We start from the raw sequence: 16540 nt of genomic DNA, 5'->3' as shown, positions 1-16540 counted from the left end.
TGAAGAAGTTCACCGAGTCCGCGGAAGGTAGGCTGACCGGTCGGGGCCACTACTTTAATGCATCTGGGGCCCGGAGCGAAAATTTGCTTTTTTCAACGTTAGGAGGGTAGAGCGTGCGGGGCTCTGGTGGAAATGCCGGGGGCTGGCCTGGTGGTGCCAGCCCCCGGCCGCGCAACCGTTAAACGTGCAACGTTTGCGCAGCGTACAGCGTGTTTTCCAGCAGGCAGGCGCGGGTCATTGGCCCTACGCCACCGGGGACCGGGGTGATCCAGCCAGCACGGGGCAGGGCGGTATCGTAGACCACGTCACCGATGAGCTTGCCGTCTTCCTGACGGTTGATGCCCACGTCGATGACGATGGCACCTTCTTTGATCCACTCGCCCTTGACTAGGCCCGGCTTACCGGCGGCCACTACCACCAGATCGGCGCGGCCTACGTGACCGGCCAGGTCCTTGGTGAAGCGATGGGTCACGGTCACAGTACAACCGGCCAGCAACAGCTCCATGGCCATGGGACGCCCGACGATGTTCGAGGCGCCAACCACCACCGCATCCATGCCGTATAGATCTTGGCCAGTGCTTTCTAGCAGCGCCATGATGCCTTTTGGCGTGCAAGGGCGCAGCAGAGGGATACGCTGGGCCAGGCGGCCAACGTTATAAGGGTGGAAGCCATCGACGTCTTTGTCGGGGCGAATACGCTCCAGCAGCTTGGAAGCATCGAGATGCTCGGGCAGGGGCAACTGCAGGAGTACGCCGTCGATGTTAGGGTCATCGTTGAGGCGGTCGATCAGGCTGGCCAGGGCTTGCTGAGTGGTATCGCTGGGCAGGTCGTAGGCCTGCGAGAGAAAGCCGACTTCCTCGCAGTCCTTGCGTTTGTGCGAGACGTAGACCTGGGAGGCGGGGTCTGTGCCGACCAGGATCACAGCGAGGCCCGGCGTGCGCAGGCCCTGCTCGCGACGCTCGGCGACACGTTGGGCGATCTGCTGGCGCAGGTTAGCGGCGATCGCCTTGCCGTCGATTAGTTGTGCAGTCATGACGCGTGATTAACCATCGAGAGGGAAAGAAAAAGAGCGCGTATTCTCGCATGTCGCGGCCCGAGGGCAAAGGCGCTTGCTTGGTGAATTGGCCTAACCCCTTTAATTAAATGAATTTTTTTCAGAAAAGAGTTGACGACCCTACCGGCCGTCTATAACATTCGTCGCACTTGTCGGGCAGGGCCTAGCACTGCTTAAGAAAGTCAAACAGAGTAAGCGGTTTTAAAGCTTGCTCAAGGCGACAGACTGAAGCACTTGAGTCGTAATCTGCAAAGAATACTCACCTCAGTATGTGCCCGTAGCTCAGCTGGATAGAGCATCCGCCTTCTAAGCGGATGGTCGCAGGTTCGAGTCCTGCCGGGTGCGCCATATCAGGCAGCTTTGGCACAAGTGACGCAACAACGCAATATGGTGGGCGTAGCTCAGTTGGTAGAGCACAGGATTGTGACTCCTGTTGTCGTGGGTTCGATCCCCATCGTCCACCCCATATTTCGAAAGGCGCCCTATCTTACGATCTGGCGCCTTTGCTTTAAAAGCTTCAAGCGGACGTGGTGGAATTGGTAGACACACTGGATTTAGGTTCCAGCGCCGCAAGGTGTAAGAGTTCGAGTCTCTTCGTCCGCACCATCTTCTAAATCAAGGGGTTACGAGCGTCAACAGTGCTCCCCCTTGATGCGCTGAATTATCAGCGTCTCCCCCCTGTAGGAGCGAGCTTGCTCGCGAAAATCGCCAACGATAACGCATGTGCTCTGAAATAACGCGGCGCCTGCAGGGTTTTTCGCGAGCAAGCTCGCTCCTACATCGTTCGCTCTCGCTCGCGAAAATCGCCAACGATAACGCATGTGCTCTGGAATAACGCGGCGTCTGCAGGTTTTTCGCGAGCAAGCTCGCTCCTACATCTGTATATAGCGACCTCATCAGGCTTCAAGCCTGCGTCGGCAGCACCATACTAAACGTGATCACTTCACCCTGTTGCTGCACCTCAATATGCCCGCTGTGAGCAGCGGCGATGGCTTGGGAGATGTACAAGCCGATGCCTAGCCCGCTTTTATTGCGCTGGTGGTCGCCGGTCTGTTGCTTGAAGGGTGTGAACAGGCTGGCCAGGCGTTCTTCCGGCAAAGGCAGGGTGTGGTTGAGTACGGTGAGTCTGGTGCAGTGTTCGTCGCTGCTCAGTGAGACCAGTACGGGGTGGCCGGGCGTGCCGTGGTGTCGGGCGTTGCTCAGCAGGTTGGCGATCACCTGGGCATAGCGGTCAGGGTCGACCATGGCCTGGACGTCGGTGGTGATATGCGTCTCGATGACCAGGCCGGGGAAAGCGACTGAGGTCTCGGCAATGATGCTGCGCACCAGCCCAGACAAGTCAGTGTCTTCGCGTTTGACCATGATCCCGAGCCCAGACTGCAGGCGGCTCATCTCCAGGATCTGGCTGATGAGCCGTTCCATGCGGCCGCTGGAGTGGCTGATGTGCTTGCGCAGCTCGGTGTCGCGCACTTCGCTGGAAGAGAGCATGGCCGCAGCCATGGAGATGGACTGCAGCGGGTTGCGCAGGTCGTGGCCGAGCATGGCGATCAGGCGCTGGCGCATGCTGTCGATTTCGCCAGCGCGGCTGAGGCAGAGCTCCACTAACTCACCGCGCATTTTCTCGGCGATGCTGATATCGGTAGCGCTCCAATGTGGCGAGCGGCCGCGAACCACTTCTTCCCACGCCTCGAATGAGCCGCGGGGGGTCAGGCGAGAGCCTGAAGGGCCCACCTTGACGATTTTTTCGGGCTTGCCGCCCCAGCGCACGTTGTGGATTTCTTCCAAACGGAACCAGAAAATCCAGCCCGATTCCTGACGATGAAAACGGATTGCGAGTACCCCGCAGTAGCGCGCGTCCTCGCTCTGCGGGTCATCGTGCACCCAGTGGTCGGTGTGGAATACCTCAAGCTCGGGGTCTTGCGCCAGGCGCGCCATGACTTCCCGGCTCAAGGTGTCGAAATGCCCGCCAATGCTTTGGGTGCGGCCAGCCATCAATACCGCTGCACCGTCGCAGCTGATGAGGTTGGCGACGTTGTCGGCCTCAGCGCTGAGGGCTGCGAGTAGGTCTTCGGAGTCCCGGGCCCGGTGCGTGAGAATCAGTTGGCGTTGGCTGGCCAGGTTGAGCCGCTCGCTGGCCTGGTTTTGTTCCAGGCGTTCGACCAGGGCGCTGCATACTTGCGAAATCACTTGGAACGACATGCGCAAAGGGTGCGGCATGGTTTTGGGTGACATATGATGGCATGAAAACAACCCCCACAGCTTGCCCCCGACCACGATGGAGACGCTCATCGAGGCGCGCACGCCCATGTTGGTGAGGTACTCGCAGTGAATGGGCGAGACGCTGCGCAGCGTGCTGAAGCTCAAGTCGAAAGGGTGCTGTGTGTGCGGATTCAGCGCGGGCACCAGCGGGGCGGGGCTGTAGGACACGTCTGCGATCAGGCGAATCGGATTCTGAATATACAGAAGCCTGGCCTGGGCAGGGATATCAGAGGCAGGGTAGCGCTGGCCCAGGTAGCTCTCCAGGTCCTCGCGATGGGCTTCGGCGATGACTTCCCCCGACAGGTCGGGCCTGAACCGATAGGCCATGACTCGGTCGTAGCCAGTCATCTGGCGGATCTCGTCGGTCACCCGGCTGAGCAGTGCGTCGATGTCGTTACGCACTTGCATCTGGTTGATGATGCGTTGCGCGTACAGGGCAAACTGGCTGAAAGAGGTGGTCGCGTTTTGCCGCGGTTCGAATTCGAGATAAAGCACATTCAGGTGAAGGTGCGCGACAACATCGAAATCGACATCGCCCAAGCGCATTTCGGCGCTGTCGAACCACGGCGCGCTGGCCTTGAGACCTTCCTGCAACACCTCGATCACCGGTTTGCCTACCTGGCTTTCCAGTAAAAACTCGCCCGGTAGGGCATCGAAGCCAGTCAGCGCCTGGAAATTACTGCTACGGCTGAGCACTCGCCCCTGGCTATCCAGCGCCAGCAAGGCGCCATGGGGCTGGATGGCACCGGGGAGATGAATAGGTTCGTCTTCGCAGTTGGCCAGGGTGACGAGCGCTTCGTTGATAACTGCCATGGCATACCGGTGCAGGAGGATTTGTTCGCCAGCACAAGGGGTGCTGACGAGGCATTTGGCATGACAAGCATCATGCTCGAATGCGTCGAAGGATAGCAAACCGCTTTCTGATATCGTGCAAAACTTCTTTCTATATCTTGCAAAACTTTTCTTGTGATCTATTCGCCGTTGCGTTCGTTCAATCTGATTGCTCCAACGCGCCCAGTAGCGGGTCAGGCCCCCCTAATAATGAGCGATTTGCCCTGACTTTAACGCTACTGACTTGCGCAGGGTGACTTCTTGTGTTCGACCCACTAGAATGCTTGCCCTTGATCTGGGGTCGGAAATGGCCGGCTAACGTCTGTGCAACGAGGAAAATCCATGCAAGTTTCTGTTGAAAATACTTCCGCTCTCGAGCGCCGCATGACCATTGGCGTGCCTGCCGAACGCATCGAGGCCGAAGTCAACAAGCGTCTGCAACAGACCGCCCGCAATGCGAAAATCCCGGGCTTCCGCCCTGGCAAGGTGCCAATGAGCGTGATCCGTCAGCGCTACGAGGCCGACGCTCGTCAGGAAGCGCTGGGCAATGTCATCCAGGCTTCTTTCTACGAAGCCGTGGTCGAGCAAAAGCTGAACCCGGCCGGCGCGCCGGCGGTAGAGCCAAAAGTTTTTGAAAAGGGCAAAGACCTCGAATACATCGCGACTTTCGAAGTTTTCCCAGAGTTCGAAGTGACTGGCCTCGACGCCATCGCTGTTGAGCGCCTGAGTGCCGAGGTGGCCGATGCCGACCTCGACAACATGCTGGAAATCCTGCGTAAGCAGAATATTCGTTACGAGCTGGCCGAGCGTGCCGCGCAGAACGAAGACCAACTGAACATCGATTTCGAAGGCAAAGTCGATGGTGAAGTATTCGCCGGTGGTTCGGCGACCGGTACCCAGTTGGTTCTGGGCTCGGGCCGCATGATTCCAGGCTTCGAAGATGGCCTGGTAGGCGCTAAAGCAGGTGAGCAGCGCGTGCTCAACCTGACTTTCCCCGAGGACTATCAGAACCTCGACCTGGCTGGTAAAGCCGCTGAGTTCAGCGTGACCGTCAACACCGTCTCCGAGCCTAAGCTGCCTGAGCTGAACGAAGAATTCTTCGCCCAGTTCGGTATCAAAGAGTCGGGCCTCGACGGTTTCCGCACCGAGGTTCGCAAGAACATGGAGCGCGAACTGCGTCAGGCGATCAAGACCAAGGTGAAAAACCAGGTCATGGACGGTCTGCTGGCCGCCAATCCAGTAGACGTGCCTAAAGCACTGCTGGAGAACGAAGTGAACCGTTTGCGTGTGCAGGCCGTTCAGCAGTTCGGCGGTAACATCAAGCCTGACCAATTGCCTGCCGAGCTGTTCGAAGAGCAAGCCAAGCGTCGCGTCGCCCTGGGCCTGGTGGTTGCCGAAGTGGTCAAGCAGCACGACCTCAAGCCTGACGAAGCCCGTGTACGCGAGCTGATCGAAGAAATGGCGTCGGCGTATCAGGAACCTCAGCAGGTCGTGTCCTGGTACTACAAGAACGATGAGCAGCTGAACGAAGTACGTTCGGTTGTACTGGAAGAACAAGTTGTGGATACTGTTCTGCAGAAAGCGAAGGTGACCGACAAATCGGTCTCTTACGAAGAAGCGGTCAAGCCGGCGGAAGCAGCACAAGCCGAGTGATCGTTTTCTGATCGTTCGAAAACACCATAAGCCAGCCTTCGTGCTGGCTTATGCGTATTCAAGACATGACTATTTGGGAGTGACTGCAGGACATGTCCCGCAATTCTTATATTCAGCAGAGCTCTGACATCCAAGCCGCAGGCGGCCTGGTCCCGATGGTTATCGAGCAATCCGCTCGTGGCGAACGTGCGTACGACATCTACTCGCGCCTGCTCAAGGAGCGAGTGATCTTCCTGATTGGCCCGGTAGAAGACTACATGGCCAACCTGGTCGCCGCGCAATTGCTGTTCCTTGAAGCCGAAAATCCGGACAAGGACATCCATCTCTACATCAACTCGCCGGGCGGTTCGGTGACAGCGGGGATGTCGATCTACGACACCATGCAGTTCATCAAGCCTGACGTCTCCACCATCTGCATCGGCCAAGCCTGCAGCATGGGGGCGTTCCTGCTAGCAGGCGGTGCCAAGGGCAAGCGTTATTGCTTGCCTAACTCGCGGATGATGATCCACCAGCCTCTGGGCGGTTTCCAGGGCCAGGCTTCGGACATCGATATCCATGCCAAGGAAATCCTCTCGATTCGTGCGCGTCTGAACGAATTGCTGGCGTTCCACACTGGCCAGGATATCGAGACCATCGAACGTGATACCAACCGTGACAATTTCATGAGCGCGCCTCGTGCCGCCGAGTATGGCTTGGTCGATTCGGTTCTCGACAAGCGGCAAATGCCTGCCTGAACAGGTAGATAGCCCGGGTGGCAGCGAATACCTGCTGCCCGTGGACTTGAAAAAGCCCGCAATAGCCTTCATCTTGTGTTTCAAGCCTATCGGATTTGGATCGATCGAATGACTGACACCCGCAACGGCGAGGACAACGGCAAATTGCTCTATTGCTCCTTCTGTGGCAAAAGCCAGCATGAAGTACGCAAATTGATTGCCGGCCCCTCGGTCTTTATCTGCGACGAATGCGTCGACTTGTGCAACGACATCATCCGTGAGGAGGTGCAGGAAGCCCAAGCCGAGAGCAGCGCGCATAAATTGCCCTCGCCCAAAGAAATAAGCGGCATCCTGGATCAGTATGTGATTGGCCAGGAACGCGCGAAGAAGGTTCTCGCAGTAGCGGTGTACAACCACTACAAGCGTCTCAATCAACGTGACAAAAAGAACGACGATGTCGAGCTCGGCAAAAGTAACATCCTGCTGATCGGCCCTACCGGGTCGGGTAAGACGCTGCTGGCTGAAACCCTCGCTCGTTTGCTCAACGTGCCTTTCACCATCGCCGATGCGACCACGCTGACCGAAGCCGGTTACGTGGGTGAAGACGTTGAGAACATTATTCAGAAGTTGTTGCAAAAGTGTGATTACGACGTCGAGAAAGCCCAAATGGGCATCGTTTACATCGATGAAATCGACAAGATCTCACGCAAGTCCGACAACCCGTCCATTACCCGTGACGTTTCGGGCGAGGGCGTGCAGCAGGCATTGCTGAAGCTGATCGAGGGCACCGTTGCCTCGGTACCCCCGCAAGGCGGCCGCAAGCATCCCCAGCAGGAGTTTCTGCAGGTCGACACGCGCAATATCCTGTTCATCTGTGGCGGTGCGTTCTCGGGGCTCGAAAAAGTCATCCAGAGCCGTTCTACCCAGGGCGGTATTGGCTTTAACGCCGAAGTTCGCAGCAAACAGGAAGGCAAGAAGGTCGGCGAGTCGCTGCGTGAAGTCGAGCCCGACGACTTGGTCAAGTTCGGCCTGATTCCGGAATTCGTTGGCCGCTTGCCGGTGCTGGCGACCCTCGATGAGCTCGACGAAGCGGCATTGGTTCAGATCCTCACCGAGCCTAAGAACGCGCTGACCAAGCAGTACGGTAAGCTGTTCGAAATGGAAGGGGTGGACCTGGAGTTCCGTGCCGATGCATTGAAGTCGGTCGCTCGCCGTGCCCTGGAGCGTAAAACGGGTGCCCGTGGCTTGCGTTCGATTCTGGAAGGCGTGCTGCTGGACACCATGTACGAGATCCCTTCGCAGACTGAAGTCAGTAAAGTGGTCATCGACGAAAGCGTTATTGAAGGTACGTCCAAGCCGCTGTTGATCTACGAAAACAGCGAGCCGCCGGCGAAGGCTGCACCTGACGCATAAGCACCGGAGCCCCGCGCTCCAATGCTGTGTGACAACCAAAGGGGCCCTCGGGCCCCTTTTGCTTTTCATGGAGTTAGCGCTTGTTTTTTTCCGGGGCTGCCCCCACATTGAACGCAAGCTAACTCAATCTGTTTATGGCCCAAGGGCCGCTGTAGAGGCGAAATCATGAAGACAACCATCGAATTGCCTCTCCTGCCATTGCGCGATGTCGTGGTTTATCCGCACATGGTAATCCCACTGTTCGTGGGGCGCGAGAAGTCCATCGAGGCGCTAGAGGCCGCGATGAAGGGTGAAAAGCAGATCCTCCTGCTGGCGCAGAAGAATCCCGCCGATGATGATCCAGGTGAAGACGCCCTGTACCGCGTGGGCACAATCGCAACCGTGCTGCAGTTGCTCAAACTGCCCGACGGCACCGTCAAGGTGTTGGTCGAAGGCGAGCAGCGTGGCGCTGTCGAACATTTCAGCGAAGTCGACGGCCACATCCGTGCCCACGTCGAGCTGATCGATGAAGCCCAGGCTCCAGACCGCGAATCCGAAGTGTTCGTGCGTAGCCTGCTGTCGCAGTTCGAGCAATACGTTCAATTGGGCAAGAAGGTTCCGGCAGAAGTGCTGTCTTCGCTCAACAGCATCGATGAGCCGGGGCGTCTGGTCGACACCATGGCCGCCCACATGGCGCTGAAAATCGAGCAGAAGCAGGAAATTCTCGAGATCATCGAGCTTCCAGCTCGAGTTGAGCATGTACTGGCTTTGCTCGACGCAGAGATCGATCTGTTGCAGGTGGAGAAGCGCATCCGCGGCCGGGTCAAGAAGCAGATGGAGCGTAGCCAGCGCGAGTACTACCTGAATGAGCAGATGAAGGCCATTCAGAAAGAACTCGGCGATGGCGACGAAGGCCATAACGAAATCGAAGAGCTGAAAAAACGCATCGAGGCCGCAGGCCTGCCCAAGGATGCCTACACCAAGGCCCAGGCTGAGCTGAACAAGCTCAAGCAAATGTCGCCCATGTCGGCCGAGGCCACCGTGGTGCGTTCCTATATCGACTGGCTGGTGCAGGTGCCGTGGAAAGCGCAAAGCAAGGTGCGCCTGGACCTGGCCCGTGCCGAAGCGATTCTGGATGCCGATCACTACGGTCTGGAAGAGGTCAAGGAGCGTATCCTTGAGTACCTCGCCGTGCAGAAACGCGTGAAGAAGATCCGCGGCCCTGTGCTGTGCCTGGTGGGGCCACCGGGTGTGGGTAAAACCTCCCTGGCCGAGTCCATTGCTCACGCCACCAACCGTAAATTCGTGCGCATGGCATTGGGCGGGGTTCGTGATGAAGCCGAAATCCGCGGTCACCGCCGTACCTACATCGGCTCTATGCCCGGTAGATTGATTCAAAAGATGACAAAGGTCGGCGTACGCAATCCTTTGTTCCTTTTGGATGAGATCGACAAGATGGGCAGCGACATGCGCGGCGACCCTGCCTCCGCATTGCTCGAGGTTCTCGACCCTGAACAGAATCACAATTTCAACGATCACTACCTGGAAGTCGACTACGACCTTTCGGATGTGATGTTCCTGTGCACCTCCAACTCCATGAACATCCCCCCAGCCTTGCTGGACCGGATGGAGGTGATCCGTCTACCGGGCTACACCGAAGACGAGAAGATCAACATTGCGACCAAGTACCTCACGCCCAAGCAGGTAGAAGCCAACGGCCTGAAAAAGGCCGAGCTGGCCTTCGAGGTGTCGGCGATCCGCGACATCATTCGTTACTACACCCGCGAAGCGGGTGTTCGTGGCCTCGAGCGGCAGATCGCCAAGGTGTGCCGCAAGGTGGTCAAGGAGCACGCCAAGGACAAGAACTTCACCGTGAAGGTGGATGCAGACGCCTTGGAACATCTGCTCGGCGTGCGCAAGTTCCGTTATGGCCTGGCTGAGCAGCAGGACCAGATCGGCCAAGTGACCGGGCTGGCCTGGACGCAAGTGGGCGGCGAGTTGCTGACCATCGAAGCGGCAGTGATCCCGGGTAAGGGCCAACTGATTAAAACCGGTTCGCTGGGCGACGTGATGGTCGAATCCATCACGGCCGCGCAAACTGTTGTGCGTAGCCGTGCTCGGAGCCTGGGGATCCCCCTGGACTTCCACGAGAAGCACGACACCCATATCCATATGCCAGAGGGGGCGACCCCTAAAGACGGCCCTAGCGCGGGCGTAGGCATGTGCACGGCATTGGTTTCCGCGTTGACCCAGATCCCTGTGCGCGCAGATGTGGCAATGACGGGTGAAATTACCCTGCGCGGTCAGGTACTGGCCATCGGCGGCCTCAAGGAAAAACTACTGGCGGCGCATCGCGGCGGGATAAAAATCGTGATCATTCCGGAAGAAAATGTCCGCGATTTGAAAGAAATTCCGGACAATATCAAGCAGGATCTGCAAATCAAACCTGTTAAATGGATTGACGAAGTCCTGCAAATTGCGCTGCAATACGCGCCGGAGCCCTTACCCGATGTGGCTCCCGAGATTGTTACCAAGGATGAAAAGCGCGAGTCCGATTCCAAGGAACGAATCAGCACGCATTAGTGAGCATTAGGCCGGGTGGCTTTCTTGACAGCTTTTTCAGGGCCTTGTTATAAAACGGCCCTTATGCTGTTACCAGCCACCCGGCGCACGTCAAAGCTTCCATCACATACTTAGAAACAACTCAAATAGATATAAGGGGACTTAGAGTGAACAAGTCGGAACTAATTGATGCTATCGCTGCATCTGCTGATATCCCGAAAGCCGCAGCTGGCCGTGCGCTGGATGCTGTCATCGAGTCGGTTACCACTGCTTTGAAAGCCGGTGACTCCGTGGTACTGGTAGGTTTCGGCACGTTCTCCGTGACCGATCGCCCTGCTCGTGTGGGCCGTAACCCACAGACTGGTAAAACGCTGGAAATCGCTGCTGCCAAGAAGCCTGGCTTCAAAGCCGGTAAAGCACTGAAAGAAGCCGTTAACTAAGTTCCAAGCGCTTTAGACTTTCCGGGGCAGGGCAATATCCTGTCTTGGCAGCGGAGTGGTCGTAGGGCGGTTCAGATACAGCCCGGTCACACCGAGGGTCGAGGGCTCGTACCTCGTCCGCTCCGCCAGTTACGAGAAGGCGCATCCTCGGATGCGCCTTTCTTCTATCCGGATTCCAACCACTCTCCGCGGTCGCGTATTCAGTACGGCCGTTTTCGGGGGACGCATGCTGCAGAATATCAGGGACAATTCACAGGGCTGGATTGCCAAAACCATCATCGGCTTGATCATCGCATTGATGGCGTTGACCGGCTTCGAAGCCATCTTCCAGGCGGCTAGCACGCGCCAGGACGCGGCCAAGGTCAACGGGGAAGAGGTCACCCTCAACGAGCTCAACCAAGCAGTGGAGATGCAACGCCGGCAGTTGGTGCAACAACTGGGCAAGGATTTCGACCCAGCCATGCTGGATGAGAAAATGCTGCGCGAATCTGCCCTCAAGGGCTTGATCGACCGCAAGTTGCTGCTGCAAGGCGCCCACGACAACCATTTTTCGTTCTCCGACAGCGCATTGGACCAAGTGATCCTGATGACCCCGGAGTTCCAGGTTGACGGCAAATTCAATGCCGATCGCTTCGACCAGGTCTTGCGTCAGATGGGTTACACGCGCCTGCAATTCCGTCAGATGCTGACCGAGGAAATGCTCATTGGGCAATTGCGTGCCGGCGTAGCAGGCAGCAGCTTTGTCACCGATGCCCAAGTACTTGCATTCGCTCGCCTGGAAAAGCAGACCCGTGACTTCGCTTCACTGACATTCAAGGCCGACCCGTCGACCGAGAAAGTCACCGACGATGAAATCAAAGCGCACTACGACGAGCATGCCAAAGAGTTCATGACACCTGAGCAAGTGGTCATCGACTATGTGGAGCTGAAGAAGTCGACCTTCTTCGATCAGGTTCAAGTGAGCGATGAAGACTTGAAAGCGGCCTACGACAAAGAAGTCGCCAACCTGGTCGAGCAGCGCCGCGCCGCGCACATTCTTATCGAGATCAACGACAAGACCACCGAAGCCCAGGCGCAGGCCAAGCTTGAGGAGGTCCAGGCGCGCCTGGCCAAAGGTGAAGATTTTGCCAAGTTGGCCAAGGAGTACTCGCAGGATCCGGGTTCAGCCAGCAATGGCGGCGACCTGGGCTATGCCGGCCAGGGTGTCTATGATCCAGCCTTCGAGACGGCCCTTTACGCGCTGAACAAAGACCAAGTCTCTGCTCCGGTTCGTACCGACTTCGGTCTGCACCTGATCAAGTTGCTCGGCGTCGAAGCGCCGCAGAAACCCAGCTTTGCCAGCCTCAAGGAAAAACTCACCCGCGACCTGAAAACGGCCCAGGTGGAGCAGCGTTTCGTCGAGGCGACCAAGCAACTGGAAGACTCGGCATTTGAAGCGTCGGACCTGGCCCAGCCCGCTCAGGAGTTGAAACTCAAGGTGCAGACCTCGCCAGCCTTCGGCAAAGAAGGTGGCAGTGAGGGCATCATTGCCAACCGCGGCGTGATCCAGGCGGCATTCAGCCCTGAAGTGCTGGAAGAGGGCGCCAACAGCGCGGCCATCGAACTGGACCCCGAGACGGTCGTGGTGCTGCGCGCCAAGCAGCATCTGCAGCCTGAACAGCTGCCGCTGGAAGCGGTTAGCGCCGCTATTCGTGGGCAGTTGGCCAAGGAGCAAGCCATTGCTGCTGTACAAGCCAAGGCGGACAAGCTGGTTGCTGGCTTGCGCGATGGCAGCGTTGCCCTGGCGGACAAGCAAGAAGGCCAGGCTTGGAAGGTGCAGGAGGCGACTACCCGTTACCAGGAAGGGCTGAATCCTGAAACCCTCCAGGCCGTGTTCCGTATGCCTAAGCCAGAAGCCGCTGACAAGCCAGAGCTAAGCAGCTTGAAACTGTCCGATGGCAGCATTGTGGTGTTGCGCCTCAAAGGCATCAACGATGGCGCCGCGCCTACCGACGCTGAGAAGGCGACCTATCGCCGTGCGCTAGCGTCCCGTGCTGGCCAACAAGACTTTGCGGCTTATCGCAAATTGTTGGAAAGCCAGGCGGAAATTACCCGTTATTGATTAACGGGGCTTAAAAAGATCGGGGGCAAGCCCCCTCGCTACGGGGTTGTAGCGAGGGGGCTTGCCCCCGATTTTTTTGCCTGAAGAAATTACTCTTCGATGTTGCCCATGGCCGTGGTGTTGAAACCACCGTCCACGTACATGATCTCACCGCTGATGCCCGAAGCCAGGTCCGAGCACAGGAAGGCGCCGGCGTTACCGACTTCATCGATGGTCACGTTACGACGCAGAGGCGTTTGCGCCTCGTTGGCTGCGAGCATCTTGCGGAAGTTCTTGATCCCGGAGGCTGCCAGGGTACGGATAGGGCCTGCCGATACAGCGTTGACGCGGGTGCCTTCCGGGCCCAGGGAACCGGCCAGGTAGCGCACACCGGCTTCCAGGCTGGCCTTGGCCATGCCCATCACATTGTAGTTGGGCATGGTACGTTCGGCGCCCAGGTACGACAGGGTCAGCAGGCTGCCATTGCGGCCCTTCATCATTTCACGGCCGGCTTTAGCCAGGGCCACGAAGCTGTAGGCGCTGATGTCGTGGGCGATACGGAAACCTTCACGGGTGGTGGCATCGGTGAAGTCGCCGTCGAGCTGGTCGCCCGGGGCGAAGCCGACGGAGTGAACGATCACGTCCAGGCCGTCCCACTTCTTGCTGAGCGCTTCGAAGACCTTGGCGATCTCTTCGTCGCTGGCCACGTCGCAGGGAAAGCACAGCTCGGGGTTCGAGCCCCAACCAGCGGCGAACTCTTCGACGCGGCCCTTGAGCTTGTCGTTCTGGTAAGTGAAGGCAAGTTCAGCACCTTCACGGTGCATGGCGGCGGCAATGCCGGATGCGATGGACAGTTTACTGGCGACACCGACGATCAGGACGCGCTTACCGGCGAGAAAACCCATGTGTTGTTCCTCTTCAGGTTAATCGACAGCCGAGGGGACCAAAAAGGCCGCTTCCAACAGCTGCTGTGTATAGGGGTGTTGCGGCGCGGCGAAAATATCCGCGGCCGCACCCTGTTCAACCACTTGCCCCTGCTTGACCACCATCAGTTGGTGGCTGAGCGCTTTGACTACCGCCAAGTCATGGCTGATAAACAAATAGGTCAGGTTGTACTTCGCTTGCAGTGAACGCAATAGCTCCACTACTTGACGCTGAACGGTCCGGTCGAGCGCCGAAGTGGGCTCGTCGAGCAGTATCAACGCCGGTTTCAGCACCAGCGCCCGGGCAATCGCGATGCGTTGCCGTTGGCCGCCGGAAAACTCGTGAGGGTAGCGGTGCCGGGTCTCGGGATCCAGTCCTACTTCCTTCAATGCTGCAATAATTGCCGTTTCTTGCTCCGCTTCGGTGCCCATCCCATGGATACGTAAACCTTCACCGACGATCTGGCTGACACTCATGCGCGGGCTCAGGCTGCCAAATGGGTCTTGGAACACCACCTGCATCTGCCGTCTTAACGGACGCACCTGCTGCTGTGTCAGGCAGTCTAGCGGTTTTCCCTGGAAGCGCAGGCTACCCTGGCTGCGGATCAAGCGCAGGATCGCCAGGCCCAACGTCGACTTGCCCGAGCCACTTTCGCCGACAATGCCAAGGGTTTGCCCGCGGGGCAGGCTGAAGCTAATGCCATCGACCGCCTTCACATGGTCAACGGTGCGGCGCAACAGGCCTTTTTTGATCGCAAACCAGACCCGCAGGTCCTGCACCTCCAGCATGGGCTCGCCTACCTCGGTTTGCGCTGGCGTGCCACTAGGGTCGGCGCCGAGCAATACTTGGGTGTACGGATGCTGCGGCGCGCTGAACAATTGAGCGCAGGTTGCCTGTTCGACGATACAACCGCGCTGCATGACACATACGCGGTGGGCAATTCTTTTGACCAGGTTGAGGTCATGGCTAATCAGCAGTAACGCCATGCCCAGGCGGGCCTGCAGCGACTTCAGCAACTCGAGGATTTTCAGCTGCACGGTCACGTCGAGCGCGGTAGTGGGCTCGTCAGCGATCAGCAGTTCAGGTTCGTTGGCCAGGGCCATGGCGATCATGACCCGCTGGCGCTGGCCACCGGAAAGCTCGTGGGGCAGTGCCTTCAAGCGTTTGTGCGGCTCGGGTATGCCGACCAGCTCGAGCAGCTCCAGGGTGCGCCTTGTTGCCGCCTGGCCGGTAAGCCCTTTGTGCAAGGCCAACACTTCGTTGATCTGCTTGCCAATGGACTGCAACGGGTTGAGCGACGTCATCGGCTCCTGGAAGATCATTGCGATGCGATTGCCACGGATGTGGCGGATTTTCTTTTCCTCCATGGCCAGCAGGTCCTGCCCGCCATAGTTGACGCTCCCCGTTGGATGGCTGGCCAGCGGGTAGGGCAGCAGGCGCAGGATCGAGTGCGCTGTGACCGATTTGCCCGAGCCGCTTTCGCCCACCAGCGCCAGGGTCTCGCCACGCCGAATGTCGAAGCTGATGCCCTGCACCACGCGCTGTGCGCCGTCGCCGGAAGCGAACTCGACACTGAGGTCACGGATTTCGATCAGGTTCTCGGGGCTCATCTCATTTCCTTGGGTCGAAGGCATCGCGCGCAGACTCGCCGATGAACACCAGCAGGCTCAGCATCAAGGCCAATACACTAAAGGCACTGATACCCAGCCAGGGCGCCTGCAGATTGGATTTACCCTGGCCCACCAGCTCACCCAGCGAAGGCGACCCGGCGGGTAGGCCGAAGCCGAGGAAGTCCAAGGCGGTCAAGGTGCCGATGGCGCCGGTCAGAATGAAGGGCATAAAGGTCATGGTCGAGACCATGGCGTTGGGCAGGATATGCCTGAACATGATCGCCCCATTCTGCATGCCCAGGGCCCGAGCGGCCCGCACATATTCCAGGTTGCGCCCGCGCAGAAATTCAGCACGTACCACATCCACTAGGCTCATCCAGGAGAACAACAGCATGATGCCCAGCAGCCACCAGAAGTTTGGCTGTACGAAGCTGGCGAGGATGATCAGCAGGTAGAGTACCGGCAATCCCGACCACACCTCCAGGAAGCGCTGGCCGACCAGGTCGACCCAGCCGCCGTAGAAACCCTGCAGAGCGCCGGCGACCACGCCAATGATCGAACTGAGCACAGTGAGGGTCAGGGCGAACAGCACCGATACCCGAAAGCCATAGATCACCCGTGCCAGTACGTCGCGGCCCTGGTCGTCGGTCCCCAGCCAGTTCTGCGCAGAGGGTGGGGCGGGCGCCGGGACTTTCAGGTCGTAGTTGATGCTTTGGTAGCTGAACGGAATTGGCGCCCATAAGGTCCAGGCGTCTTTCTTGGCCAGCAGGTCGCGGATATAGGGGCTTTTGTAATTGGCCTCCAGGGGGAATTCACCGCCAAACGTGGTTTCCGGGTAACGCTTGAACGCCGGGAAGTACCATTGATCGTCGTAGTGCACCACCAATGGCTTGTCGTTGGCGATCAGCTCGGCGCCCAGGCTGAGGCCGAACAGCAGCAGAAATAGCCACAGTGACCACCAGCCGCGTTTGTTGGCTTTGAAACGAAGAAAGCGCCGTCGATTCAGGGGCGATAAAGTCATT

The 16540-nt window shown here is 58.3% G+C and carries 11 protein-coding genes and 3 tRNA genes; 9 read left to right on the top strand and 5 right to left on the bottom strand.

Annotated features, from left to right (window positions below; genetic code table 11):
- Nucleotides 1-178 precede the first annotated feature (178 nt).
- On the bottom strand, nt 179-1033 hold the full coding sequence (folD, locus tag QCL65_RS18030; RefSeq protein ID WP_407311101.1) for a bifunctional methylenetetrahydrofolate dehydrogenase/methenyltetrahydrofolate cyclohydrolase FolD: 855 nt from the start codon (nt 1031-1033) through the stop codon (nt 179-181).
- Between the two features lie 292 nt (nt 1034-1325).
- Between folD and QCL65_RS18025 the strand changes: the two genes are divergently transcribed.
- The 3 genes from QCL65_RS18025 to QCL65_RS18015 all read left to right on the top strand — a co-directional run bounded on the left by QCL65_RS18025 (nt 1326) and on the right by QCL65_RS18015 (nt 1660).
- Nucleotides 1326-1402, top strand: a tRNA-Arg gene (locus QCL65_RS18025).
- A 42-nt stretch (nt 1403-1444) separates the two neighbouring features.
- Nucleotides 1445-1520 (top strand) — tRNA-His (locus QCL65_RS18020).
- A gap of 55 nt (nt 1521-1575) precedes the next feature.
- Nucleotides 1576-1660: transfer RNA gene (locus tag QCL65_RS18015), tRNA-Leu, on the top strand.
- A 297-nt stretch (nt 1661-1957) separates the two neighbouring features.
- Here the strand turns inward: QCL65_RS18015 and QCL65_RS18010 are convergent.
- The gene (locus tag QCL65_RS18010) at nt 1958-4126 is read right to left on the bottom strand and encodes a GAF domain-containing protein (protein ID WP_407311099.1); all 2169 of its coding nucleotides are present in this window, start codon (nt 4124-4126) and stop codon (nt 1958-1960) included.
- Nucleotides 4127-4486: 360 nt separating this feature from the next.
- Between QCL65_RS18010 and tig the strand changes: the two genes are divergently transcribed.
- The 6 genes from tig (at nt 4487) to QCL65_RS17980 (ending at nt 13005) form a co-directional block, all read left to right on the top strand.
- Entirely contained in the window at nt 4487-5797 is a 1311-nt protein-coding gene (tig, locus tag QCL65_RS18005; protein ID WP_407311097.1) for a trigger factor, read from the top strand.
- Nucleotides 5798-5889: 92 nt separating this feature from the next.
- A complete protein-coding gene (gene clpP / locus QCL65_RS18000; protein ID WP_407311095.1) occupies nt 5890-6531 on the top strand; it encodes an ATP-dependent Clp endopeptidase proteolytic subunit ClpP in 642 nt (213 codons plus the stop codon).
- Between the two features lie 108 nt (nt 6532-6639).
- Complete coding sequence (clpX, locus tag QCL65_RS17995; RefSeq protein WP_407311094.1) at nt 6640-7923, top strand: ATP-dependent Clp protease ATP-binding subunit ClpX; 1284 nt, start codon at nt 6640-6642, stop codon at nt 7921-7923.
- A 165-nt stretch (nt 7924-8088) separates the two neighbouring features.
- Complete coding sequence (gene lon / locus QCL65_RS17990; protein ID WP_407311092.1) at nt 8089-10485, top strand: endopeptidase La; 2397 nt, start codon at nt 8089-8091, stop codon at nt 10483-10485.
- Nucleotides 10486-10631: 146 nt separating this feature from the next.
- Nucleotides 10632-10904 (top strand): HU family DNA-binding protein, encoded by a 273-nt coding sequence (locus tag QCL65_RS17985; protein WP_407311090.1) that lies wholly within the window; start codon nt 10632-10634, stop codon nt 10902-10904.
- A gap of 226 nt (nt 10905-11130) precedes the next feature.
- Nucleotides 11131-13005, top strand: a complete 1875-nt coding sequence (locus QCL65_RS17980) for a SurA N-terminal domain-containing protein (RefSeq protein ID WP_407311088.1) — start codon at nt 11131-11133, stop codon at nt 13003-13005.
- A gap of 89 nt (nt 13006-13094) precedes the next feature.
- On the opposite strand, the gene fabI is transcribed toward QCL65_RS17980, so the two are convergent.
- Genes fabI through QCL65_RS17965 form a run of 3 tightly spaced genes read right to left on the bottom strand, consistent with a single transcriptional unit; the run spans nt 13095 to nt 16539 of the window.
- Entirely contained in the window at nt 13095-13889 is a 795-nt protein-coding gene (fabI, locus tag QCL65_RS17975; protein WP_407311086.1) for an enoyl-ACP reductase FabI, read from the bottom strand.
- Between the two features lie 18 nt (nt 13890-13907).
- Nucleotides 13908-15518 (bottom strand): ABC transporter ATP-binding protein, encoded by a 1611-nt coding sequence (locus tag QCL65_RS17970; protein ID WP_407311084.1) that lies wholly within the window; start codon nt 15516-15518, stop codon nt 13908-13910.
- Nucleotide 15519: 1 nt separating this feature from the next.
- Complete coding sequence (locus QCL65_RS17965) at nt 15520-16539, bottom strand: ABC transporter permease (RefSeq protein WP_407311082.1); 1020 nt, start codon at nt 16537-16539, stop codon at nt 15520-15522.
- Between the last annotated feature and the right edge of the window lies 1 nt (nt 16540).

The sequence above is a fragment of the Pseudomonas sp. nanlin1 genome (assembly GCF_045571515.1).
In the GTDB taxonomy this organism is placed as follows: domain Bacteria; phylum Pseudomonadota; class Gammaproteobacteria; order Pseudomonadales; family Pseudomonadaceae; genus Aquipseudomonas.
Note: the sequence above shows the minus strand (reverse complement) of the source record. Positions and strands in the feature narration are given on the sequence as shown.

Coding starts and splice junctions, on each gene's coding strand:
- folD (WP_407311101.1), bottom strand. CDS start 1,033: ATGACTGCACAACTAATCGACGGCAAGGCGATCGCCGCTAACCTGCGC.
- QCL65_RS18010 (WP_407311099.1), bottom strand. CDS start 4,126: ATGGCAGTTATCAACGAAGCGCTCGTCACCCTGGCCAACTGCGAAGAC.
- tig (WP_407311097.1), top strand. CDS start 4,487: ATGCAAGTTTCTGTTGAAAATACTTCCGCTCTCGAGCGCCGCATGACC.
- clpP (WP_407311095.1), top strand. CDS start 5,890: ATGTCCCGCAATTCTTATATTCAGCAGAGCTCTGACATCCAAGCCGCA.
- clpX (WP_407311094.1), top strand. CDS start 6,640: ATGACTGACACCCGCAACGGCGAGGACAACGGCAAATTGCTCTATTGC.
- lon (WP_407311092.1), top strand. CDS start 8,089: ATGAAGACAACCATCGAATTGCCTCTCCTGCCATTGCGCGATGTCGTG.
- QCL65_RS17980 (WP_407311088.1), top strand. CDS start 11,131: ATGCTGCAGAATATCAGGGACAATTCACAGGGCTGGATTGCCAAAACC.
- fabI (WP_407311086.1), bottom strand. CDS start 13,889: ATGGGTTTTCTCGCCGGTAAGCGCGTCCTGATCGTCGGTGTCGCCAGT.
- QCL65_RS17970 (WP_407311084.1), bottom strand. CDS start 15,518: ATGAGCCCCGAGAACCTGATCGAAATCCGTGACCTCAGTGTCGAGTTC.
- QCL65_RS17965 (WP_407311082.1), bottom strand. CDS start 16,539: ATGACTTTATCGCCCCTGAATCGACGGCGCTTTCTTCGTTTCAAAGCC.